Consider the following 23964-nt stretch of genomic DNA (forward strand, 5'->3'; position numbering starts at 1 on the left):
TAACATAATTGTTACTACTTAGATTTTTCTATATTTTATAATACGGGTATACTTCGTTAAATTCAATTACTCTTTGAGAAGACGGGGGACTCAGTAAATAGTAATTGCTCAAATCCAACGATCATTTTCCATGATATACAAATAATTGTGTAAATTTCCTACCTACCTTTATTTGTTGTTTTCATTTTAGAGAATCTGTATGTAGTTATCATTATTCATAATTTTAATAAAAATAACGGTTCTTTTTTATATCGTTAAGCTCTTTTAATTTTCTTTGTGTTATTACTTGTTAAGTAGATTACTATTTTTTCACGAGACAAAAAAGCAATATATGTCAAAAAAATCATAGTTTTTTCTGTTATCTTATTTGTAAGGGAGGTTCATAGAATGAGCTACAGTCCTATCATCCAAAAAACCATTGAATATATAGAGTCTAACTTAGATAAAGAATTATCGTTAGAAAGCATTGCTCAGATTGCTGGTTTTTCAAAGTATCACTATCATCGTATTTTTCAAAAAGAGGTTGGCGTTACCGCATCTGAATATATTCGTTATAGAAGAATTGCGAATTCAGCTAACATGCTTCTCTATACGGATGAAAAAATAATTGAAATTGCTTTCTATTATCGCTTTGAAACACAAGAATCTTTTACTCGTTCATTTAAGAAATATTATCAATTACCGCCAGGACAATATCGTAAAATCATGGGTAAATTAACGCTACAAAGGGAGGAAATCATGTTGAAAAATGAACAGTTATTGAAAGGATGGCGCTTAAGTGGCAGTCACCCATTTAATTATAAGATGGGAATTGACCGAGAAATCTTTCATAAAGGGAAAGCATCTGGATTTTTAAAATCTGTTACTGTACAATCTCAAGGCGAGTTTGCAACAATGATGCAAGAATTTAAAGCAGATAAGTATCTTGGCAAACGATTAAAACTATCTGGATTTATAAAATCAAAAAATGTTGATGGATTCTGTGGGTTTTGGATGCGAGTAGATGATGCACTTCATGATGTATTGCAATTTGATAATATGGGTGACCGGCCAATTGTAGGAGATACGGAATGGAATCATTATTATATCGTTTTAGATATACCTGAAAACAGTGCAGTCATTTCCTTTGGTGTTCTTCTTTCAGGGAATGGGCAAGTTTGGATTGATAAACTTAAATTTGAGGAGGTTGATCATACTACACCGACGACTAATATTGAAATAGCGATTGACCTCTTAGACGAACCTTCAAACTTATCTTTTGAAGAGTGTGAGTAAATGAAAGGGTGGAAAATAAATTGAAAGCTGCATCTGGGAAGTAAAAAAATAGTCTCAATCCCTATTTAATAGTTAGAATTATTTGATGAATCAAAAAATATTCTCTTTTTAGCATTTTGTTTATTTAATATTGTATTCTTTGTTTTTATAGACATATGTATTTGAAATAAGAACGATAAGCAAAGGTGAGAACTATACGCTGTTCATAGCTTTATGTATTGCGTATCCCATTATTCAGTTCGTTTTAGTAAAAAGGCATATTCAGTAAAAATTTTTCTTCAGCGAAAATGTCTTATAAATTCAAAGTAAATGAGGGGATATAAAATGATTTTTTCTACAAAGAGTTCTTTATTATTTACAGTAGTTTCTCTTTTGGTTTTATTAGCAGGTTGCGGGAGTGCTAAAGTAGTTGAAGAAACAGATCAATACACTTCAACCGTTGAACAAATTGATATACCAGATAATGTGAAGATAATCGGTTTGGGGGAGGCAACACATGGAAACATTGAATTCCAAGAGTTGAAAAAAGATGTTTTTAAAGTATTGGTAAAAAATGAAAGATTAAGAGTTTTTGTCTTAGAAGGTGATTTTGGAGGTGGACAACGAATTAATCAGTTCATTTTAAACGGAAATGGTACAGCAGAAGAGGCAGTGAATACCCTTGATTATAGTATTTATAAGACAGAACAAATGGTTGATCTTGTTCAATGGATGCATGATTATAACACGACGGTAAGCGAGGACGAGAAAGTTTATTTTTATGGAAACGATATGCAACGCTATGACTACAGTAAAAAAGGCGTGCTTGACTATTATAAAGTTGTTAACGCAGATGTAGTAAAAAAATATGCATCACAGCTGGAACACGCTTCAACTAATAAAATGCGTAAGTTAACGACGGAGCAATTGAATGAAATCGATGAAACAATAGAAAATATCATTTTAGACTTGCAATCAAATGAAGTGACTTACGTGGAACAAACGTCTACTGATTCCTATGCCTTTGCTTTACAATATGCAAAAATCATGAAACAGCGTACTCAGTTATTTTTAAATGAAGGAGATTATATGAAACTTCGTGATCAATATTTGGCGGACAATTTACAATGGATTGTTGAATTTGAAGCAACACGAGGTCACGATAAAATATTCATCACCGGACATAATGGGCATATTGAAAAAACATCTGCATCGTTAGCTGGCTACAAATCGATGGGGAATTATTTAGATGAGTTATATGGTGAAGAGTACTTTGCAATTGGTACTGATTTTATCATCAGCGAGTTTCAGGCGAAAAATGGAGGCTCTGGTGAAAGGCAGATTCATACACTGGAGAATCACAATGATTTAGTTGATGCATTCAGTAAAGTGGAGTCAAATATTTTCTATGTTGATTTTGGAAAAGCGAGTGAGTCGGATGAGTTATTGGATATCATCACGAGGGAGCAGAAGATGCCGAATATTGGGGATGATTTCCGAGCGTGGTATAAGTTTTTAAAGACGTTTTACACGATTGAAATGACGCCCAATGAAGCATATGACGGTATTATTATTGTAAAAGTAGCAACACCAACAAATGTAATAGAATAGCAATATTTAATAAAGTTACTTTACTGACTACTTCTCACGGCAAATTGCGTCTCTGGTGTGTAAGTCCATCCCGCAACTTCGTATATTACTAACTTACTAACTCATTCTATCCAAATTAAAAACCGATATGCTTTGCACTTGGGGCATTGTGGAACTATGGTACTAAATAGGGATAAAAAAGAGGAGGAAGCTCATTTTTATATCTGTCTCTACGACCATTTCTGATAATGCAGCTCTATGTCAAGCCCTCTTATTTTTAATTGGAGTTGAGGGAGAATTTCTTTACAGATCTATATAATCCATTACGGAGATGTCGCAAAACCAAAAAGGTCAGACCCTTCGTTTTGCGACTCCTATTAAGACTACAATCAGAGCAGACAAATTGAATTTAATCATTTAAATATTCTAAATGCCCATTTTCTAATGATCCATGACTCATCAAACTTTCAATAGGAAAAATGAACGTCCACGGCATACTCGTTTCCGGCTGAACGGATAGTGAAGGGAGAGTGAAAGTATGCTCTGCAATGATTTCATTCTTTTCAATATACCGCAGATTTTTGTTAATAAATGAACATACTTGGTGACTGAAATTATGGACAAGCACGGTAACTAATAATTCACCTTTATGATTCATTGCTTGCCATAAAGAGGTGAATTGAAAACGACTTTGTTTCGGCAAACTAGTTTCTAAAAAAATTTCTTTAATGATTTTACGATCTTTATTGGATAAGGTTTTATCCCAAGATGATTCATACTGAAGTTTTTGCATCTAGTGCCACCTACCTTTTAAAATACCTTTATTTTAACATATAAAAAAAACAGGTACATTATTGCTTGTTTGATATTTGGTGATTTAGTTCAAACGGGAGACATTTATAAGGTACTCGAAGAGGAATAAATCGAAGAAATCGGTAGAGTAGATAGGGGATCATTCTAAATAAAATTTGCTTCTATATATGTACAATAAAGGAGGGAATGAAAATAATAAAATAGCCCATAGCCTCTGTACCATTCAGAATTAACAGTTCTTTAGTTGGAATCGGGCTTCGGGGAGCGACTTGCTGTTTAATTTATTGACTGGTGTAGAGGGCAGGGTGCGACCAGCACTTTGCCGATAGGAATAAATTATACATAATTCGTACTTTTTTCAATTCGTAATAACATAATAATTATTTTGGCTTATTACACAAGATCGCTTTCAGCCGAATCTTCTATTTGGTGTAACGGTTTGCATAGCTAGATGCCACGAATGCATTCGGTTTAATTTTCGGTTCTACACCCATGGCTTCCATTCTTGCTACCATTTCATTGACAAATTCACTCGTTTTATTCTTTTTTCCAGCGCCAATATCAATATGGCCTTCCATTGTAAATGTGGCTCCCTGATAAAGGTAAGGTAGAACGATGTCGATTAACTGATTTTTTCTTTCCTCCGTAAATAAAGCAACAATTTCTTCGGATAGAGATAATTCATTGGAAATTCGCTCATGCAAATGCAACATTCTCCTAGGAATTATAACTTTTCTTATACAAGCCCATACACCATTTCCTTCATTAAATATGACAATTCCTGTTATAAAGGTCGTATGTGTTTGGTGAACTTGAGAATCTGTTCCTACCATTAATCGAAAGTGACTGCAAGGTTTAGATTTCATGAATTTTACAATATGTTCAAAAACCTGGTCAAAGGACATCCAACTTTCCTGTAGATTTTGAAATAGGTACTGATTATCCAAATCGTTTCTCATATCTTAATATCACAACTTTCTCCTCAATTCATGAATATGGAAATTTGTTCTTATTTGTATTTTATGAAAAAACTGGATTGTCGTGTCAGGCATTTGTGGTGATATTTTATTTTTTATGCCCCATTCTAAATTCTTCATAAAATCTAAAAAAGTTATATCTATTTAAAACCATCTTCTCCTGGGGTGGTTTTTGTCTTATTTTAGTGGTTTTTGTAAAAATTCCAGATGCCGAATGTTTATTTTTAAACTAAATGAACATAATAATTTCCAAATACATCAATTAAAGGCAGAAGGGGGATATTCCATGAGTGAAAAAGATGAAAGAAAAGATGCGATGACCCGCAGGCAATTTATTCGTAAAGGAGGCTATGTTGCTGGCGGAGCTATTGGTGGTGGGATTTTGGGTGCTTCAATTTCTCAAATGTTTATGCCGACAGCTCCATCTCCATCTCCAGAAATAAGTAAGACTAAAAATGAAGGTGTCCAAAAAGCCGATGTAGAACGCTATAATCAAGCACTTATGTTCTTCAATAAGCAAGAGGATTTTAAAGTTCTTGCTCAAGCCTCTGAACGAATTTTTCCGGCGGATGACCTTGGACCAGGTGCGATTGATTTAGATGTTCCTTTTTATATCGATCATCAATTAGCAGGAGCTTGGGGAAATAATGCGCGAGACTATATGTTGGGGCCATTTTATCCTGGTATAGAAACGCAAGGTTTCCAGTCGCATTTAAAAAGAAATGAAATCATTAGTCAAGGAATTGCTAGAATACAGTCGGTTAGCAAGGAGAATTTTAAGAAGAAATTCACAGAGTTAAACGAGCACCAACAAGATGATATATTGGCTGCTTTTGAAAAAGGAAAGGTAAAAATGAAAGGTGTAAGCTCAAATGATTTCTTTACTTTGCTGCGCATGTCGGTATTAGAAGGAGTTTATGCTGATCCATTATATGGTGGTAATCGTGACATGGCGGGCTGGAAAATGAAAGGGTTTCCTGGCAATCAGATGAGTTATTTGGCACAAATTGAATCAAAGGAATTTCTCGAAATTGAACCGAGCAGTCTACATTCTCATATTGCTTCACCAAAAAAATAAGTGAATGAGACATACATATTTTAAGACAGAGAGGAAGTAAAAAGTGGCTAAAACATTACCTAAAGTCGATGTATTAACAGTCGGAGTTGGTTGGGCTGGAGGAATTATCGCGGCCGAATGTGCGAAAAATGGATTAAACGTAGTTGGCTTAGAACGAGGCGGGAATCGCAATACAGAAGATTTCTCCATGATCCATGATGAATTAAGATATGCCATCCGCTATGATTTAATGCAAGATGTGTCAAAAGAGACCATCACATTTCGCAACAAACTAGATCAAAGAGCGTTACCAATGAGGCAATTAGGTTCTTTCCTCCTCGGTTCTAGCGTAGGTGGTTCAGGTGTCCACTGGAATGGTCATACTTTCCGCTTCCTTCCATACGATTTTGAAATTAAAACAAAAACAATCGAAAAGTATGGGAAGTCGAAAATTAAAGATGATTATTTGCTCCAGGATTGGGGCATTACCTATGATGAGTTAGAGCCATACTATGATACGTTTGAAAAAACATGTGGAATTTCAGGTGAACCAAATCCGCTTGGTGGCAAACGGAGCAGTGATTATCCTACACCGCCAATGAAAAATACGGTCATAACAAATAAATTTAGAGACGCGGCAAAAAAGCTCAATTTACACCCGTTTTCTTTACCATCTGCAAATTTGTCTGAGGCGTATACGAATCCTGATGGAGAAAAACTTAATGCTTGTCAATATTGTGCCTTTTGTGAGCGATTTGGATGTGAATATGGAGCAAAAACTTCTCCAAATATAACAGTTATTCCAACGGCTATGAAAACAGGTAAATTCGAGTTGAGAACACACGCCAATGTGATTGAAATCATTCACGAAGGCGGTAAGGCAACAGGAGTCAAGTATATAGACACCTTACAAGGCGAAGAATTCATCCAGCCCGCTGATGTCGTTGTTTTAACAAGCTATGTCATGAATAACGCAAAGTTGTTACTCGTATCGAAACTTGGAAAACCATATGATCCAAAAACCGGCAAAGGTGTGATTGGAAAAAATTACTCCTATCAGTTAACTCCTGGCAGTACCGGTTTCTTTGAAAAGGAACGATTTAATTCTTATATGGGTGCTGGAGCTCTTGGTCAAGTCGTTGATGATTTTAATGGCGATAACTTTGATCATAGTAATCTTGATTTTATTCATGGAGGTACATTGGTCGTTAGTCAATCAGGATATCGTCCAATTGCAAGTAATCCCGTCCCTCCTGGAACACCATTATGGGGAAAAGAGTTCAAAGAAAAATCGATTAAATATTATACTCGGACCATTAATGCTGGGTTCCAAGGCGCATCTTTGCCTCACCGGGACAACTATCTTGATTTAGATCCTACCTTTAAAGATGCATATGGAGTACCGTTATTAAGAATGACTTATAATTTTACTGATCAAGATCGGAAGTTACATGAATATTTAACTAAGCAAAGTGAAAAGATCATGAAGGAAATGGGCGCGGATACCGTTATGAATATTGGGAAATTAGTGGACTACAATATTGTGCCATACCAGACGACTCATAATGTGGGTGGTGTCATAATGGGAGATGACCCAAATATATCAGCGGTGAATAATTATTCGCAAATGTGGGATGCTGATAATGTATTTGTCGTCGGTGCCTCTGCCTTTCCACATAATAGCGGCTACAATCCTACGGGAACGCTTGGAGCGCTCGCTTATCGTGCAGCAGAAGGGATTGTGAAATATAGTAAAAATGGAGGCCAGCTTGTTTAGAAAGGGGCATGGAGTATGTTACAAAATATCGGAATTCCAGGTTTAATCATAATTCTTATCATTACACTGATAATTTTTGGTCCGAAAAAACTGCCTGAAGTTGGTTCTGCCTTTGGAAAAACCTTATCTGAGTTTAAAAAATCTGCCCAAGATATCGTGAGTGATGAATTAGATAAGGTAGCTGAGGCCGATAAGGCGTCTGATTTAGTAAAGAAATGAGTATTTATGATTTTGTTGATTTGCTTGATTTGCTTTAATCAACATTGAAGCATAGTCTTATGTCAAAACAGGGTCAGAATCACATTCTATATATCCGTTTAAAGCGATATATAGAGGATGTGATTTCTGACCCTTGTTTTATTAAAATATTAAATTTTTCCTGGGAACGAAAAAATAATTCATGGAAATGATTGATATGCTAATGTTGGTATGTGTTTTTCTAAAAATACAATTGTGTTTTTACAGAGAACATATTATTATGATATAAGAAAAAGTATTGGATTAGATAGATAGTGTCTATAAAGGTCTGAATTAGGTAATATAGGCAATTGGAGGAGTTAATTTTGGCAAATAAAGAATTAAAGAGAGGGCTAGAGGCACGGCATATTCAGATGATTGCATTGGGCGGTACTATTGGCGTTGGGTTATTTATGGGCTCAGCTAGTACTATTAAATGGACTGGACCATCTGTTATGCTTGCTTATGCTGTCTGTGGAATATTTATTTTTTTCATTATGCGCTCTATGGGTGAAATGCTTTATCTAGAGCCTACTACGGGATCATTTGCAACCTTTGCAAGTAACTATATTCATCCTTTAGCGGGTTATATGACTGCGTGGAGTAATTGGTTTCAATGGGTAATTGTCGGTATGTCCGAAATCATTGCCGTTGGAATGTATATGAAGTATTGGTTCCCAGATCTACCAGCGTGGATCCCAGGTGTGATCGCCATGCTTATTCTTGGAGCTGCAAACCTCATCTCTGTAAAATCTTTCGGGGAATTTGAATTTTGGTTTGCACTTATTAAAATTATTACAATTGTGCTGATGATTATTGCTGGTATTGGCCTTATCTTTTTCGGATTAGGAAATGGAGGCGATGCAATTGGCTTATCAAACCTTTGGGCAAATGGCGGCTTCTTCACAGGGGGCTTTTCAGGATTCTTCTTTGCGCTTTCCCTTGTCATAGCATCTTATCAAGGCGTTGAACTTATCGGAATTACTGCTGGTGAAGCGAAAGATCCAACGAAGACTGTGACCAAAGCGATTCAAACGATCATTTGGCGTATATTAATCTTTTATATTGGCGCAATTTTTGTCATTGTAACGGTCTATCCGTGGGATCGATTAGATGACATCGGTAGTCCATTTGTTTCAACTTTTGCTAAAATCGGTATTACAGCAGCAGCAGGTATTATTAACTTTGTCGTCATTACAGCAGCGATGTCTGGATGTAACAGTGGGATTTTTAGTGCAGGGCGTATGCTTTACACTTTAGCATTGAACGGTCAAGCTCCGAAAATCTTTGCAAAAGTATCAAAAAATGGAGTGCCAGCATATTGTACGATCGCTGTCCTTCTAGGTTTAGCCATTGGTGTTGTCTTGAACTTCCTTGCACCGCCACAACTATTCCTTTATGTTTACAGTGCTAGTGTTTTACCTGGAATGATTCCATGGTTTGTCATACTAATTAGTGAGCTTAGATTCAGAAAGGTAAGAGCTACAGAAATGGGCAACCATCCTTTCAAAATGCCTTTTGCCCCATACAGCAACTATGCAACAATTGCCTTTTTACTGATGGTGTTAGTTGGTATGTGGTTTAACCCTGGTACTCGAATATCTCTTATTGTGGGAGTCATTTTCCTCGCTATTGTCGCAGTAAGTTATTACGTGTTAAGAATGGATAAGCGAGTACCATTAGAGGGTAATCCGGATGATGATATTTCTGCATAAGAATGTTTGAGTTCTGTGTTAAATAAAAGCAGATGGTAGTGCGAAGCTATTAAAAACTTCGCGCTGTGCCATCTGCTTTTATTTCAATTCTTATCATATTCCTTATAATCAACCGCAATATGTCAGCCAGTTTCCACTATATCCTCAGTCAGAGATATGGGCAGGGCAAGTAATTAAACAAACTTTATACCCTCATTTGAAACATCAAGTATTAAGTACCATTGATCCTTTTGGTAAATATGGCTTAAAAGAAGCAAAAGCAATTTCATATGAGCATGCATTACAAGAAGTTGCTGCAATGACCTATTTAATATGGAAAGGCATGGATCCTCATAACGCCTATTTAACCGTTGAATCTTGGGAAAATAACGAAACATTTTAAAGCTATTTAAAATATCGCCACAGTTATTCATATTTTGCTAGTCATTTAATTGAATACGTGTTGCTCCTCAAATGTATGAATAAATAAATGACATGATCTTATACTAAGATTGAATTTGATTTTAAGGAGGAATAACGAATGACTGAACAAAATAAATCTGCTATTGACCAAGGACGAAACAGTGTAAAAAGTGGCGTTGAAACAGTAAGCGATGTAGCAAAAAATGCAATTGATACGGTTGAAGATGTTGGAAAAGCAGTCGTTGACCGTATTTCTGATACAGTTAAAGATGTTACATCAAGATGAATTCTTTTTACTAAATCCGTCGGAATATTTGGTTGACAAATGAAAAACAAGTATAAATAGCACCGTCAAGAGACGGTCTTATTTCGGACCACTGGATACGGTTTAGTACTGTTTTCCCTTTTCTCGAAGCTCATTAAATTACACTTTAGATTTCTGTAGTATTTGTAAGTACCGAGAAGTAATAATTGTTTATATAAACAAAGTACAGATCAGCAATTGATGTTACATCAAAAAACTAGTAGACGGAGTCCAGTTAGGGCTTCGTCTACTAACGCGAATCTGTTTAATAACCTTTTCTTTCTTCAGATGGCTCTAGATCTATATCTGTATCTCTGTTGTTATTTATGCCAAAGTTATTGTCCCTATCAAACCTTACATCAGTTGGATCAAAGTCTCTACCAGGAGTTAAAGGAGTTCGATTATCAAGAACATCATTATTGTCTTTTTCATAACGAACTGGTCGATAATTTACTCCATCATCTTGATCATTCACCTCATTATTACCAAGATTACATGCTGATAGAAGACTCACCGATAGCACACCTGACAAAATAGAGATTTGCTATTTATTTTTCATTGAATTAACCTCCGTATTATTAGGTGAAATAATCAATCTTAATATGTACCTTGAACAATTTCTTAGTCTTAAATTGAACATACAATTATTGTTACTTTAAAAAAACTGAATAAAATCACCACATCTAGGAGGGTATAAATAGTCCTGAATTTTCCGAAATAATTTGTTACCCTATTAAATAATATGTTTAGTTAGATCTACAAAAGGGTGTCCTAAAAAAGTCATACCACGCAGCTAAATGCAGTATAAGAAAAGTGGTTGAAACACTATACTGATTTAAAGTGCGAGGTCAGACCCTTTTGAGACACCCTCCTTATATGGCTGTATCTACTTCAGTTTTACCAGCGGCTAAGGATAATTCGTGAAGAGTAATTTCAGGTCGGCTTCCAACACGGATGTTAACACCTGTTTGACCAAGCCCTTCATTAATATAGAAAGGCTTACCATCATGCGTATGGAATCCTTTTATCATATTCATTCTTACAAGCTTGCCCATTTTTACGAGGTGATACGCTTTTGGATAACAGATTTGTCCGCCGTGGAAATGTCCAGCGAGCAGATAGTCAAAATGGTAATTTTTCATGTGTAGAACAATATTTGGATCATGGGTTAATACTAAATTTGTTCCAGTTTCAATGCCTTTGTAAGAAGCTTCAAGCTTGCTTCGTTTTGTACTAAAATCATCAATCCCAATAATATTAACTGGTTTTCCTTGAACAAAAATCATGTCGCTTTCGTTTTGTAAAACTTTGCAGTTATTTTCAGTAAGTGTATCGATTAATACTTGTAGGTTTTGAGTACGTAAAAGATAATCATGGTTTCCCAAAACGGCATAGATGCCATATTTTGCATTTAATTTATTCAATATGTTTAAATAAGGGACTAACTTAGGAATGGTACGTTTACGGTCGAGGAAATCTCCAGTAAGTGCAATCAAGTCTATTGGCTCATCTTTTAGTTTTTCATAGAGTTCAAATGGGGAAATCGATATATTTTCGAGATGTAAATCGGAAAGTTGCAGAATATTTAATGTTGGATGTTGTCCATTGGCTGATTCTTTATGAATTTTAACTTTATTCATCACGATATCCTTCGTGTTTTTATAGGCTTTTTTTATTAAATAAAGAAGAAATATGGCTAATACGACAAAGAATAATATTTTCAAATTCAATCACCCCTTCTTCAATCGATTATACATGAATAATACTGTCATCTTTGCAAGTAATAGATGGCATAAATCCCATGGAAGGGATTACTATATAAATGAGTTGGATAGGTTAAAAGTATTTGGCATATACTACTATGGGTGATGAATATGCCATGTCAATCTAGTGATGAATTAAAGGCATTAGTGGAAGAAGCAAGAAACTGTACAAAAAACGGGAAAGTAGCAGACTATATTCCCGCACTTGGTAAAGCTAGGGAAGATGATTTGTCTATTGCTATTCATTATCCTGACGGGCGCTGTCTATCAGCAGGAGATATCGAAAAAAAGATTACACTGCAAAGTATCTCAAAAGTGATTAGTTTGGCCCTTGTTTTGATGGATAGAGGACAGGATGATGTTTTTAAGCATGTGGGCATGGAGCCAACTGGAGATCCTTTTAATTCGATCGTGAAATTAGAAACAATGGCTCCGACCAAACCATTAAATCCTCTGATCAATGCGGGTGCCCTTGTTGTGACCCATATGATTAATGGAGATACAGTAAAAGAGCGAATTCAAAGACTTTTAGTTTTTGTTCAGGAACTGACGAAGGATGCAACCATTCGGTATTGTGAGGAAGTAGCACGTTCTGAATTTGAAACGTCTTATTTAAACCGGGCGCTATGTTATTTTTTAAAGCAGCATAAAATGATAGCCGAGAATACAGATATAGAACAACTAATGGAATTATATACAATGCAATGTGCCATAGAAATGAATTGTTTGAACTTGGCTCGAATCGGTTTGGTGTTTGCAATGGATGGAATCGATCCTCAAAGTGGTAAACAAATCATCCCTGCAGATATCGCTCGTATTTGTAAAACATTTATGGTGACATGTGGAATGTATAATGCTTCTGGAGAATTTGCCATTAAAATTGGCATTCCCGCAAAAAGCGGCGTATCCGGTGGGATTATGGGTGCGGTGCCGGGGAAATTCGGCATTGGAATTTTCGGCCCTGCTCTAGACGAAAAAGGTAACAGTATTGCAGGTATAAAGTTATTGGAACTGTTATCTAAGAATTATAAGTTGAGCATGTTTTAAAACAGGTTAGCAACAAATAGCTTTGATGCAGATTAAAGAATATGACCAATAGAAAAAGTAAACATTTGATTTTTAAAAATAAACATGAAGCTTTTTGGAGAAATGGGATAAAGTCTTATTTCTCTTTTTTTGTGGAAAAGGTAGGCATTTACTACTCTATTACAGTGCATGAAATTGTTGAAACTAACAAGCTATCTTATTATATAAAGGATTCTATCCATATTTCACTAGGTATTGTATTCTATTAGATTTTTCAATAACTCACGAAGTAGTATCGAGTAGAGGGGCGGTTAATGCCGTTTTGGAAAATACAAGATAAATAGTAAAAATATTAACAATTTTGATAAAATTTATGTTAGTATAAAATTTGGGAATATTACATATTAAAGGGGGAAATAAGGTGAAAAAGAAAAGTTTTCTTCTCGTAACAGTTTTAATGTTAGCGCTTTCTATAATTCTAGCTGCATGTGGTGGAAGTACGAAAGAGGTAGACGGTAATAATTCTGAAGGTAACAATGGAGGAGAGAGCGGTGCTAAAAAACCTGAATACATTAGCATTCTAACAGGTGGTACTGGTGGTACATATTTCCCGCTAGGTGGAGCTTTCGCTGGAATTATAACAGAGGAAACAGGTATTAAATCAAACGCGGAAACGTCTGGTGCATCTGCTGAAAACATGACAACTTTAAAAGCTGGGGATGCCGAAATTGCATTTTCTCAGACAGATATTGCTTCCTATGCAAAAGAAGGAACATTAATGTTTGAAGGGGATAAGATTGATAACGTAAGTGCAATTGGCACACTTTATCCCGAAACCATTCAAATCGTTACAACAGCTAAATCAGGAATTAAATCTGTGGAAGATTTAAAAGGGAAAAAAGTATCTGTAGGGGCCCCTGGATCAGGTACGAACCCAAATGCAGCACAAATTCTTGAAGTCCACGGAATGACTTTCGATGATATTAAGAAACAAGATTTATCATTTGACGAGTCTACAACTGGTATTCAAGATGGAACAATTGATGCAGCATTCGTAACTGCTGGGACGCCAACAGGTGCAGTTGAAGGTCTTTCAGCTACTGAAGATGTCGTTATTGTTCCGATTGCACAAGATAAAATCGATGCTTTAATTGAAAAATATCCTTACTATATCAAAGAAGAAATTCCAGCTGGAACATATAAATTGGCTGATGCTGTCTCAACTGTTGCGGTACAGGCCATGCTTGTTGTTTCAAATGACCTTTCTGATGAAGTTGTTTACGATATTACCAAGGCTTTATTTGAAAACATGGATAAAGTTACACATGCAAAAGGGAAATTAATTAAAGCTGAAAATGCTTTAAAAGGTGTGGGAATTGATGTTCACCCTGGTGCACAGAAATATTTTGATGAAAAAGGGATTAAAGCTCAGTAATCGTTTTAATAAACAGCCATGAGCAACTGATCCCAACTAAAACGATGAAAAAGATTAAAAATTGGATTACCTGATAAAGGTGGCGGTGCAAAGCTGAATTGGCGAAGCCCCGCTCTTTTCCACAGCAAAGGTTGACCGGTGGTTTAGCCAAATATAGGTTATGATCGCCGGTCACATTATCTTTTTGAGGAGAACAGGAACAAAAATAAAATCCGATTTCTGTTGTACGTTTAATATTTTTATTATTCAGGCGGGGTCTTTATGAAAAAAAGAAATTCAAATAGAAAAAAAGTTTTTCCGCTGCTCTTTATCCTAACAGTCATCGCAATTATATTATTCATTCCAATAAGGCAAGGACTCGTTTTTGAATTTCAAGATACGGGAAGAATACTGGCTTATATCCCTTTTTCTAAGGAAGATAAATTTAAGATTAAATATACACATTCCATTCATTTATCTGATGTAGTGGAGAGTTATCAAGTAACTAAACAAGGCTATATTCAACAGTATGAGCTTATGTATGAAGATTTTGCGATTGGAATGCCAGAAAACGCGTCAAAAGGAGAGGTTTTTGAACAAATAGACGGTAAATATTTTATTAAAAATATGAACCGTGTTTTTCCTTCTTTTGATCTTAGGACTGGTCAAGTAAAGGCTAATCATACAGTTATCTATAAAAATAATGAGTATCCGCTTGCCAAATCAATCCAACCGGGGACTTGGGTTCGTATAAAAATAGAGAAACTGAATCTTTTACAGCAATTGAAAGGAGTGAACATCCTTGAGCAGCAGTCATGAATCATTATCTCAAGAACAACAACAAGCATTACTTGAAAAATATGACCCTGAGGCAGGAACGAGGAAGTTAAAAGGAGTTTTAGGCTGGGTTGTTTTTTTAGGATTGCTATCCTTTTCGTTATTCCAGCTCTACACGGGTGTATTCGGAATGCTTACCGCTCAGCTGCAGCGTTCGATTCATTTAGGGTTTGCGTTGGCACTGATTTTCTTATTATTCCCGGCTAGAAAAAAAGACCGGGGAGTAAAACATAGGCCAGCATGGTTTGATTATATTTTGGCTCTCACTGCAGTTGTGGTGGGCGCTTATTGGCCGCTAATGATTGATGATCTTGTTATGAGGGTTGGTCGTTTGACAGATCTTGATTTTTATATCGGATTAGCAGCCATTATCCTCGTATTGGAAGCCACTCGCCGTGCGGTAGGTTTGCCGATTACGATCATTGCTACTTTGTTTTTAGCCTATGCAATATATGGTCCTTACATGCCGGGATTTTTGGCCCACCGCGGGCTAGATTTACAACGTCTTGTCCAAACGATGTTTTATACAACTGAAGGGATCCTCGGTACCCCTTTAGGTGTATCTTCTACGTTTATTTTTCTATTCCTCTTGTTTGGGGCCTTTCTTGTGAAAACTGGAGTCGGACAATATTTTAATGATCTGGCTCTTTCAATTGCTGGAAAAAGAATTGGGGGACCTGCAAAAGTTGCGATTTTTTCAAGTGCTCTACAGGGAACAATTAGTGGCAGCTCTGTAGCCAACGTTGTTACATCAGGTTCATTCACCATTCCGATGATGAAAAAGCTTGGATATAAGAAAGAATTTGCTGGAGGGGTTGAGGCTGCTGCTTCAACAGGCGGTCAGCTAATGCCTCCGGTAATGGGGGCAGCAGCGTTCTTAATGGTAGAGTTTATTGGCGGAATTACTTATTGGGAAATTGCTAAGGCAGCGGCTATTCCAGCATTGCTTTATTTTACTGGTATTTGGATTATGACACACTTTGAAGCGAAGAGACTTGGTCTCAGGGGTTTAACGGATGAAGAAATGCCAAACAGAAAAGAAGTGTTAAGTAAAATTTACTTGCTATTACCCATCTTAGCAGTAATCGTTCTTCTTATGAGCGGAATGAGCGTCATTCGAGCTGCATTATGGTCAATTGTTATTACTGTGGGTGTCAGTGCGATTCGAAAAGAAACGAGGATTAGCGTTAAAGATGCAATTGAAGCTCTTGTCGATGGGGCTCGGACGGCACTTGGGGTAGCCGCGGCTACTGCTGCAGCGGGAATTATCGTTGGAGTTGTGACAAAGACAGGGCTGGGGCTTAAACTTGCAAACGGACTGCTCGATCTAGCAGGCGGGGCAATTATTCCTACATTAATGCTTACAATGCTCGCTGCTCTTGTCTTAGGAATGGGTTCACCTACAACTGCAAATTATGTTATTACTTCAACAATTGCAGCACCAGCCATTATTTTATTAGGTGTGCCTGATTTGCCTGCTCACTTATTCGTATTTTACTTCGGGATTATTGCAGACATTACTCCACCAGTTGCGCTCGCTGCATTTGCTGCTGCAGGCGTATCGGGAGGAGATCCAATAAAAACTGGGGTCAGCTCGTCTAAGCTGGCTATTGCGGCATTTATCATCCCTTATATGTTCGTTCTGTCACCTGAACTCTTAATGATTGATACAACTTGGTATTACCTGATTTGGGTAGTATTCACAGCATTAGCCGGTATGACGGCAATTGGCGCAGGAGTGATCGGACATTGGTTTAGAAAATTATTATGGTATGAAAGAATTCTTGCATTATTCGGAGGAATCCTCTTAATCTATCCAGAAGGGGTATCTGATATTATTGGATTAGTTATGTTTGTCGTCGTCGTAACTTTACAATTTGTTTTTAAAGAAAATAACAAATCAAAGCCTCTAACAGCTTAAGACATTAAGAAGGATCTTAAATAATATCCTTAAACTACTTTATCTTTTCTTTTTGTAACAGGCAGCATGTGAACATCGTGGAAATAGATAAACCACTTATAGTTATTGAAAATACGCTTGGATTTATGTAATCCAAGCGTATTCTATAAAAAGAAGATTTGATATCTTTGGTAAGGGGACTGGACTATTATTTCTTATCCAATAACACAGATATTTCTTGTTCAAGCCTTACAAATCCATCAGACATACTTTGAATCTCTTCTTGTTGATTGGATACAAGCTTGAGTGTGTCATCAAGACTTTCTTTATTAATTTCTGTTGTATTCAAGTTTATTTCTACTCCTGCACCAACCTCTTGCATCATGCTTCGTACATCTAAAATAAAATCTTGCAGATCTTTTGTTTGGTTGGAAATATTTTGCATATATGAATCCACATTTGAAAAAATATCTTTTACTTCAACCATTCCAACAGTGTTTTTCTCGATGGATTTTTGCGATTGAGAAATGGTGTTTGCAGCTGTATTCATTTTTGAATGGATTCCGGATAATAATTCGGAAATAGAGTCGGATGATACTTTAGAGGATTCTGCTAATTTTCTAACCTCTTCAGCTACAACAGCAAATCCTTTTCCATGTTCGCCTGCTCTTGCTGCTTCTATCGATGCGTTTAAAGCTAGCAGGTTTGTCTGTTTTGATATGTCAGAAATTGTCTGAATGATTTTTTCAATTGATTCAGTTTCTTCATTCAATTCCTGCATGAGATGAATTGTACTTTGAATATCACGATTGAAAGTAACTAAGTCATTTTCCAATATTTCAATACGTTTCCCACTTTCATGCGTTGCCATTTTCGTTGACTCTACATAATTGTGCATTTCTGTAATGGAGTTGGTCATATCGTCTACTTGATTATTTGTGGACTCCATACCATTGTTTAATTCTTTAGACTTTTCCGTTTGAGCATCAAAGGTTTGAAGCATTTCATCTAATAAGGCAACGATTTCTAAGCCACGTGTATTTGCAACATCCGTTGCTTGATTCAATCCGACTTGATACTCTTTTACAGATGCTAGCGAATGAGTGATGCCATTTAACATTTGTTGTAATTTCTCTTGAGATTCAATCGCTTCTAATTTTTGAACGACAACCTCTTTTTGTAATTTATTATTGAAATATGCTTGCAATATAGAAGCTAATGATACAAAACAAAAGGTGAGTAAGAAATACATTAAATCAACAGGATTCGTTGAATGAAAAATGACATCACCTTGTGTAAAAAAGTAATACGATACGATTGCTAAAGTGATTAAAATGGTCAATCCGTTAATAATTTTGTCCTGATAAATGCCCATAACGGCAACATAAAAGTAAGTACTCATAATATTGATCATATGTGGATCAATACTGATTACCGTGAACATGAAAGCTCCAATTACAATTAAATTAAAATATTTCATGAATCCAGACAGTTTTTCTTTCCATCGTGGTCGATTTGATAAATAGGCAAACGGGGCTAATAAACCATAGATGATACCAAGAACTGTCGCGACAAAGGAAAATGGAATACCAAGGATGAGGTTTAATAACTGAACGCTCGTAATGACGCCCGCAAAAACTAGAACGACCCAGTTGTTTCTTCTTACTAACAAATTAATATTCTCCAACTAAATCCCCTTCTTTCTGTTCAATTAAAGTTGTAATCCAAGCATATTTTTCAAGATGCTTATTTTCATAAACTTCCTTTAGATGAAAAAGCGTGGGCACTGCATAAGCACCTTTGTAAAAAACATCATCTTTTACCTTTATAGATGAGATATGGTATGAATCATTAAATGAACGAAAAACCTTAGGATCAGCAATTCCAATTGCGTGTGTGTAGCCATTTTTTTCTGCATAATCAATCATTAGACAAATCGCACTTCTGCCAAGCTTTCCACGATATTCAGGTAAAACGGCAAAACTATCAACTTCCATGACCTTCATATCATTAGTTACAACATCTTCAAATAAGTTCTTCATAAAAGGGTTTGTCCAAATTCCGTAAGGTGTGATTTCATATGTCCCGCCATAATGTCCGTCTTCACTTACAAATAAAAATAAATCAGAACCATTTTTCGCATATTCCATCTCGAATCCCTTCTCATCCCATGACACTTTCTTAATGCGATGAAATGTTGCAAGCTCCTCTTCTGTGCTAACTTTTTTGTACATCATGTTGCTTTTTTCTTTTACTGCATTCAAGATCTGTACTCCTCCAGTGTTCTAATCTACGATTTATGTAGATGTATTAATAAAAAAAACAAATTCTATGCTATTTGGCCTATATGTTATTATTCGACATTTTATGAAAAATTTTAAGCTTATCTTGTAAAGCTTTTCATTAAACAACAAAAAAAGCGCCACATTTCAGCAATTTTTTAGTATGTGTTCAAGAGGAAGGGTAGAAGAGGTGAGTTGCGAGATACCGTATTAACCTTGTGTCTATGCATTATTAACTGAAGAGACAAGGCGATAATAAAAAAGTTGTAACTGTGAAGGAATTTTATCTGTCTGCAAAATTTACCATAATTTTGAACCATCTATTATAGATAACGACCATTAAATATGCATCATATGGAGGATCTTCTCACGATTAATTGTATTTTTTACCCTCCAAATCTTATGAATTAATATGCTGTTTATTTATTGAAAATTCGTGAAAATATGTGCTGAATTGAGATTTCACCAGTTGTCTTGATTTTTCAAATAATTATATTTTTACGTATTATTTACAATATTAATAAACTAAATTAAAGAATAACTGATAAAATTTAATTCATAAATAAATGTTGGTTCACACATTTGACACCGGTGTCTACTGTATGAAAAGTAAAAGAGTTAGGCAAACAACTTTAGAAGTTTACTTCTTTATCCTCCTGAATGACACCGGTGTCCATTAGGGAATGCATTTCTGATTAGTAAAGAGTTAAATGAATGGATCAACAGATTATAAGAAGACTCTATGGAGGAATAATATTAGTAGCTGGATATAAATTCATTTATGGTGAAACGGGTTTTTTACTCAAGTATTAATGAACGTTTTTCCTACTATGAATGCTAAATGGTTTACAGGGTATCTAGCAGTTGTATTTGTGATGACATTTGCTTCGACTTCAAATCATGTACTCTGGATTCTTCATTAGAAGAAGCTGCTAAAAATTTAGGTGCAAAAACGTTTTATACGTTTATCAAAGTAGTATTACCTATTATTTTACCGTCAGCATTAGCGATTCTTGCTTAGAACTTTAATAGTCAACTTACTGATTATGACATGACCGTATTCTTGTACCATCCATTGTTCCAACCGCTTGGTATCGTTATTCAAAATAGTACAGCACCAACTGCCTCAGTTGATGCAAAAGCAATGACTTTTGTTTACTCCGTATTGTTAATGTTTATAACAGCTCTGGTTATTTACTCTGTATATGGTAGAAATGGTTCTAGAAAGTAAGAAGTGTTCGTGCACTTTAGAGGATCTAGATAAAATGAAACTTCAATCAGTGGGGGGTTTCTTCATCCACCACTGATTGTTAGTTGAACCAATCGGGCTTTTACGGGCAGTTGTCCCCCACCTATGCTTCTTCGATTCCTCTAAGCCTTGAGGTGGGGGGGCTTACTGCCTGTTAATGCGGGATAAAGGAGTATTCTATGAAAATTATTGAAAAGATTTCAATCGCAAAAACAGGACAAGAAAAAGACAATGAAGATGCTATGGTCATTGCAGATTCCTTTATTGCTGTCATTGATGGAATGACGCCAAAAGATTATTCTCTGTATCAAGGTGAGTCACCTGCACGTATTGCGGTTAAACGAATTGCAACCGAAATACAATCTTTTCCTACAAATATTACTTGTCTAGAGGCATCAAGAAGATTGACCGAATGTATACGTGATTATTACGTAGAAAATAACATAATGAAGGAAGTAACGGATCATCCTCATAAGCGAATGTCAGCTAGTGCCATTATATTTAGTAAAACTAGACAAGAAATCTGGTTAATGGGGGATTGTCATTGTTTAATAGATGGCTTTCATGTCACAAACGAAAAAAAGATTGATCATCTTTTATCAGAAATGAGAAGTCAGCTCATTTCGAACTATTTGCAAACAGATTCCGTTGAAGAATTATTAGAAAATGATCGAGCGAGAGAGGATATTCAACCTTTTTTAATGAGTCAATATCTTTACCAAAACAATAGGTATGACTCGGTGTTATCCTATTCAGTCATTGATGGTTTCTCAATGAATGCCGATCAAATAAAAATAGCTACATGTAATAATGCCCATACCATTGTTCTTGCAAGTGATGGCTACCCATTTTTGAAAGAAAGCTTTACAGATACAGAAACTGAACTTCAAACTCTTTTAAAAAATGATCCTCTTATGTTTAATCTTCTTAAATCGACGAAGGGCATAAAAAAGGGGAACACATCGTTTGATGACCGAACGTATATCAAAATAAAAATGGTTAGGAGTAAATGATGGAACAAATACTAAATTTCACATCTAGATATCATAATTTTCAAGATTTTTATGAAAAGTTTAAAGAAAAAGGGAATTATTTATTCCCAGTTGCGCATAGAGGGTGTTGGAAATTTGCCCCTGAAAATTCCCTATCAGCCATTCAAAATTGTATGAACAAAGGCGTATTCATTATTGAACTAGACGTTCACAAAACGAAAGATGGCAAAGTAATCTTGATGCATGATGATTCTGTCGACCGGATGACAAACGGGTCAGGGAAGATTGCTGATTTAACGTTAGAACAAATTAAAGCATTGTTTCTTAAGAAGAACAATGGTGGTGATGAAGCTGTATTAACAAATGAGAAAGTACCGACACTGTTAGAGGCAATGAATTTAGTTAAAGACAAAGCCTTAGTTAATATTGATAAATGCTGGGATATTAGAGAAGAAGTATACGAAATCTTAGAGCAAACAGATACGTTTGATCATGCACTGATTAAAAGTGACTCTACAATCGAGAATATCGAAAAATTTTTGAATTCAAAAGATAAAAAACTACATTATATGCATAAGGTAAATGAAGTAAATGTCCATGAACTAGAAGATATCATTACAAAATTTCAGCCGATTGCGATTGAGATTTCTTTTCAATATGATACAAGCACCGTTGTATCAGAGGAAGTTCTAATAAAAATAAAAGAAAACGCAAATGTATGGGTAAACTCGTTGGATTTATCATTAAATGGTGGTCATTCGGATACGCTGTCACTTGTGGATCCTGATGCAGGTTGGGGATGGTTGGTCGATAAAGGAATGAATATCATTCAAACCGATTACTCTTTTAAGTTATTAGACTATCTCGATGAAAAGTTAGCGAATCATTATAATAGTGAACGGTTTTATCAAAAAGAAAACCGTGAATAAATTGGAGAAGGGAAAATTCGATTTGAATACTCACCACGAACGATGTGGACATGCAGAAGATACAAATTTATTTCAAGGAAATGAAAAGTACACGGTCATGTTATAATCACTATAAATCTCAATTATGGTTTATGATCATATATCATGCAAGTTGTATATTTTTAAAAACCAAGTTAAGAGAAAAATCCCAACTTGGTTTTTTACAATGTACTTTTTCTCACGACTAATTCCGTCTTAGTTTTATAGGAAGTCGTTTGTTCACCTGCTAATTTTTTGACTAGTTTTTGGACGAGTTTTTGTCCAATTCTTTCAAAATCTTGTTCCACAGATGTTAATTCAGGAAAAACTTCCGTACAAATGGGCATATTTCCAAAGCCGATGACACTTACTTTGTCAGGACACGGTATTTGATATTTATTGATCGCTTTGATGGCTCCTAATGCAGAGAAATCAGAAGATATGATTAAACCATTTGGTAAAGTATCATTTTTGAAATGTTTTTCTACATACTGAAAGACGTCAGTACTGTTGGACAAGTCAGTGATAATCCTATTCGGTTCAAAAGGGATATGATTATCTAAAAAAGCTTTGTGAAACCCTTTTATTTTTTCATCATGGGTAGGCCAGTTTGGATTATCTAACAATAAATGAATGTCGGACATACCAGACTTGAATAAATAGTTTGCGGCAAGATAGGCTCCAGTTTCATGGTCCGTTCCCACATACGTAAATTTATCATTTTTTCCGGATACAATAACTGGAACACCTAATTTTTCTACTTCTTCTAGTAATGCATTGTTGCGTGGAGAGTTTAGGACAATCATTCCATCATAATACCCTTTTTCTAAAACTCCCATATAATTGGACTCTAATTCATCTAAGTTATTTACTAATACGACTTTGTATTTTTCATTGTTTGCTTCTTTGATAATGTTATTAATAATAATGCTTGTTCTTTGGACAGGATAATTGTCTCGATCGATGTCAGACACAACAAGAATTTGAAACGTTTTGTTTTGTGACAATCCTTTCGCATAGTAATTCATCGTATAATTAGTTTCTTTTAAAACTCTTAAAACTTTTTCCTTTGTTTCTTTCCTTACACCTGTTTCGTTGTTAATCACTCTTGAAACGGTTTTAAAGGAGACATTAGCAAGCTGTGCAATATCACGTAATGTATATTTTTTTTCCAATTTATCAATCCTCACTTAATTAACAATATTCCTATGTTCACTATATCATAAGTGACCTATTATGACACCGGTGTCTAAGCGTTTTTACCAAATCTTAAAATAAAGGGGATTCAAATTTACATTATAAAATTAACCGAAGTCATCCAGACTTTTACATCTTGGATTATTCATCTAAATAACCATAGTCTTCAAGCATTCACTCAATAAATACCTATCATTTAATAAGAAGAGAATCGGATATAATTTTCATTTT

The 23964-nt window shown here is 35.4% G+C and carries 21 protein-coding genes and 1 pseudogene; 15 read left to right on the forward strand and 7 right to left on the reverse strand.

The genetic code is table 11. From position 1 onward, the window contains the following. Positions 1-387 precede the first annotated feature (387 nt). Positions 388-1275, forward strand: a complete 888-nt coding sequence (locus tag V179_RS0102420) for a helix-turn-helix transcriptional regulator (RefSeq protein WP_028390110.1) — start codon at positions 388-390, stop codon at positions 1273-1275. A 324-nt stretch (positions 1276-1599) separates the two neighbouring features. Beyond that, a complete protein-coding gene (locus V179_RS0102425; RefSeq protein WP_028390111.1) occupies positions 1600-2865 on the forward strand; it encodes an erythromycin esterase family protein in 1266 nt (421 codons plus the stop codon). Positions 2866-3253: 388 nt separating this feature from the next. On the opposite strand, the gene V179_RS0102430 is transcribed toward V179_RS0102425, so the two are convergent. Both V179_RS0102430 and V179_RS0102435 read right to left on the reverse strand, forming a co-directional pair. Beyond that, positions 3254-3637, reverse strand: a complete 384-nt coding sequence (locus V179_RS0102430; RefSeq protein WP_028390112.1) for an SLAP domain-containing protein — start codon at positions 3635-3637, stop codon at positions 3254-3256. A gap of 442 nt (positions 3638-4079) precedes the next feature. Further along, positions 4080-4616, reverse strand: a complete 537-nt coding sequence (locus V179_RS0102435; protein WP_028390113.1) for a ribonuclease H-like YkuK family protein — start codon at positions 4614-4616, stop codon at positions 4080-4082. A gap of 304 nt (positions 4617-4920) precedes the next feature. Here V179_RS0102435 and V179_RS0102440 point away from each other — a divergent pair, with 304 nt between their 5' ends. The 6 genes from V179_RS0102440 to V179_RS31255 all read left to right on the forward strand — a co-directional run bounded on the left by V179_RS0102440 (position 4921) and on the right by V179_RS31255 (position 10108). Beyond that, entirely contained in the window at positions 4921-5712 is a 792-nt protein-coding gene (locus V179_RS0102440) for a gluconate 2-dehydrogenase subunit 3 family protein (protein ID WP_028390114.1), read from the forward strand. Between the two features lie 43 nt (positions 5713-5755). Further along, the gene (locus V179_RS0102445) at positions 5756-7468 is read left to right on the forward strand and encodes a GMC family oxidoreductase (protein WP_028390115.1); all 1713 of its coding nucleotides are present in this window, start codon (positions 5756-5758) and stop codon (positions 7466-7468) included. A 15-nt stretch (positions 7469-7483) separates the two neighbouring features. Next, positions 7484-7687: a twin-arginine translocase TatA/TatE family subunit gene (gene tatA / locus V179_RS0102450; RefSeq protein ID WP_028390116.1), complete on the forward strand. Its 204-nt coding sequence runs from the start codon at positions 7484-7486 to the stop codon at positions 7685-7687. Between the two features lie 344 nt (positions 7688-8031). Further along, complete coding sequence (locus tag V179_RS0102455; protein ID WP_028390117.1) at positions 8032-9420, forward strand: amino acid permease; 1389 nt, start codon at positions 8032-8034, stop codon at positions 9418-9420. 196 nt (positions 9421-9616) lie between these two features. Next, on the forward strand, positions 9617-9802 hold the full coding sequence (locus V179_RS0102460) for a hypothetical protein (protein WP_235178927.1): 186 nt from the start codon (positions 9617-9619) through the stop codon (positions 9800-9802). 138 nt (positions 9803-9940) lie between these two features. After that, the gene (locus tag V179_RS31255) at positions 9941-10108 is read left to right on the forward strand and encodes a hypothetical protein (protein WP_182503543.1); all 168 of its coding nucleotides are present in this window, start codon (positions 9941-9943) and stop codon (positions 10106-10108) included. A 283-nt stretch (positions 10109-10391) separates the two neighbouring features. Here V179_RS31255 and V179_RS0102470 read toward each other — a convergent pair whose 3' ends face one another. Both V179_RS0102470 and V179_RS0102475 read right to left on the reverse strand, forming a co-directional pair. Continuing rightward, entirely contained in the window at positions 10392-10640 is a 249-nt protein-coding gene (locus V179_RS0102470; protein WP_028390119.1) for a hypothetical protein, read from the reverse strand. Between the two features lie 358 nt (positions 10641-10998). After that, complete coding sequence (locus tag V179_RS0102475) at positions 10999-11850, reverse strand: metallophosphoesterase (RefSeq protein ID WP_028390120.1); 852 nt, start codon at positions 11848-11850, stop codon at positions 10999-11001. Positions 11851-12000: 150 nt separating this feature from the next. Here V179_RS0102475 and glsA point away from each other — a divergent pair, with 150 nt between their 5' ends. The 4 genes from glsA (at position 12001) to V179_RS0102495 (ending at position 17087) form a co-directional block, all read left to right on the forward strand. After that, positions 12001-12936, forward strand: a complete 936-nt coding sequence (gene glsA, locus V179_RS0102480; RefSeq protein ID WP_028390121.1) for a glutaminase A — start codon at positions 12001-12003, stop codon at positions 12934-12936. Between the two features lie 400 nt (positions 12937-13336). Beyond that, positions 13337-14350: a TAXI family TRAP transporter solute-binding subunit gene (locus V179_RS0102485; RefSeq protein WP_028390122.1), complete on the forward strand. Its 1014-nt coding sequence runs from the start codon at positions 13337-13339 to the stop codon at positions 14348-14350. Between the two features lie 261 nt (positions 14351-14611). After that, positions 14612-15148 (forward strand): DUF1850 domain-containing protein, encoded by a 537-nt coding sequence (locus V179_RS0102490; protein WP_028390123.1) that lies wholly within the window; start codon positions 14612-14614, stop codon positions 15146-15148. After that, the gene (locus V179_RS0102495) at positions 15132-17087 is read left to right on the forward strand and encodes a TRAP transporter permease (protein ID WP_028390124.1); all 1956 of its coding nucleotides are present in this window, start codon (positions 15132-15134) and stop codon (positions 17085-17087) included. Before V179_RS0102490 ends, V179_RS0102495 begins: the two co-directional genes overlap by 17 nt. 187 nt (positions 17088-17274) lie before the next feature. Here V179_RS0102495 and V179_RS0102500 read toward each other — a convergent pair whose 3' ends face one another. Together V179_RS0102500 and V179_RS0102505 are read right to left on the reverse strand one after the other, a co-directional pair. After that, positions 17275-18546: a methyl-accepting chemotaxis protein gene (locus V179_RS0102500; RefSeq protein WP_152534690.1), complete on the reverse strand. Its 1272-nt coding sequence runs from the start codon at positions 18544-18546 to the stop codon at positions 17275-17277. Between the two features lie 193 nt (positions 18547-18739). Next, a complete protein-coding gene (locus tag V179_RS0102505) occupies positions 18740-19330 on the reverse strand; it encodes a GNAT family N-acetyltransferase (RefSeq protein ID WP_235178929.1) in 591 nt (196 codons plus the stop codon). 922 nt (positions 19331-20252) lie between these two features. On the opposite strand from V179_RS0102505, the pseudogene V179_RS30470 reads away from it, so the two are divergent. The 3 genes and pseudogenes from V179_RS30470 to V179_RS26905 all read left to right on the forward strand — a co-directional run. Further along, positions 20253-20579, forward strand: a pseudogene (locus V179_RS30470) (ABC transporter permease subunit); the annotation flags it as partial. A gap of 197 nt (positions 20580-20776) precedes the next feature. Then, complete coding sequence (locus V179_RS0102510) at positions 20777-21610, forward strand: hypothetical protein (protein WP_028390127.1); 834 nt, start codon at positions 20777-20779, stop codon at positions 21608-21610. Continuing rightward, on the forward strand, positions 21610-22518 hold the full coding sequence (locus V179_RS26905) for a glycerophosphodiester phosphodiesterase family protein (protein ID WP_084552171.1): 909 nt from the start codon (positions 21610-21612) through the stop codon (positions 22516-22518). Before V179_RS0102510 ends, V179_RS26905 begins: the two co-directional genes overlap by 1 nt. Positions 22519-22718: 200 nt before the next feature. On the opposite strand, the gene V179_RS0102520 is transcribed toward V179_RS26905, so the two are convergent. Beyond that, positions 22719-23711 carry a LacI family DNA-binding transcriptional regulator gene (locus V179_RS0102520; RefSeq protein ID WP_028390128.1) on the reverse strand — a complete coding sequence of 331 codons (993 nt, stop codon included), beginning with the start codon at positions 23709-23711 and terminating at the stop codon, positions 22719-22721. Positions 23712-23964: the final 253 nt, after the last annotated feature.

It is taken from the genome of Bacillus cihuensis (assembly GCF_000504145.1).
Lineage (GTDB): Bacteria > Bacillota > Bacilli > Bacillales > DSM-1321 > Peribacillus > Peribacillus huizhouensis.